The organism is Verminephrobacter aporrectodeae subsp. tuberculatae At4, assembly GCF_000193225.1.
Classification (GTDB): Bacteria; Pseudomonadota; Gammaproteobacteria; order Burkholderiales; family Burkholderiaceae_C; genus Acidovorax; species Acidovorax aporrectodeae.
Window position 1 is genome coordinate 1 of record NZ_AFAL01000777.1, and the last position, 788, is coordinate 788.

The following is a 788-nucleotide window of genomic DNA, read 5'->3' on the forward strand; positions in this document are numbered from 1 at the left end:
AGCGGCCGCGTGGCCTACCAGTTTGCGCGCGACTACGCGGGGCGCCACGGTGACTGAGGCCACCCCGGCGTCCGCGCCCGGCGCCGGACGCGGGCGCACCGAGGTGGCGGTGGGAATCCTGCTGCGCGCCGACGGCGCGGTGCTCCTGTCCACCCGCCCACCGGGCAAGCCCTGCGCGGGTTACTGGGAGTTTCCGGGCGGCAAGATCGAGGCCGGAGAAACAGTCGAGCAGGCGCTGCGCCGGGAACTGATCGAAGAACTGGGCGTGACCATCGGCCCCGCCAGCGTCTGGAAAATTACGCAGCATGACTACCCGCACGCGCTGGTGCGCCTGCACTGGTGCAAGGTCCGGCAATGGACCGGAGAGTTTGAAATGCGCGAAGGCCAGTCCATGGCCTGGCAGCAGATGCCACCGACGGTAACCCCCGTGCTGCCCGGCGCCTACCCGGTCCTGCAATGGCTCGCCGAGGAGCGCGGCCAGCGGTTTGCCATCGAAGAAGCGCAACGGGCTGGCGGTGCTGCCTGAGCAAGAAATGCAATCCATGCATTCGCGCCCAGGGCAAGAGACCAAGCAAGGGTTAACACCATCTCTTTATACACAAGCCCCCGAGCATAAGCTATGCTACCTATTTCATAGCGAAAGCACACAATGAACTGGGTAGCCACGGAATTCAAGAGCATGAACCTGGGGGACCCCAGACGCAAACAGCGTGCGATCCACCTGATCGAGAGCTTGAGTGCCAAGCCCACAGCCAGTATCCCCCAAGCCTGTGGCGATTGGGCCGACA

The 788-nt window shown here is 64.6% G+C and carries 2 protein-coding genes; both read left to right on the forward strand.

Annotation, left to right across the window (positions count from 1 at the left end; all coding sequences use genetic code 11):
• Nucleotides 1–49 precede the first annotated feature (49 nt).
• Nucleotides 50–526: an NUDIX domain-containing protein gene (locus VTU_RS0121425; protein ID WP_029554642.1), complete on the forward strand. Its 477-nt coding sequence runs from the start codon at nucleotides 50–52 to the stop codon at nucleotides 524–526.
• A 123-nt stretch (nucleotides 527–649) separates the two neighbouring features.
• Nucleotides 650–788: IS4/Tn5 family transposase DNA-binding protein (locus tag VTU_RS32045; protein WP_010108621.1), on the forward strand; the 139-nt coding region annotated here is incomplete at its 3' end.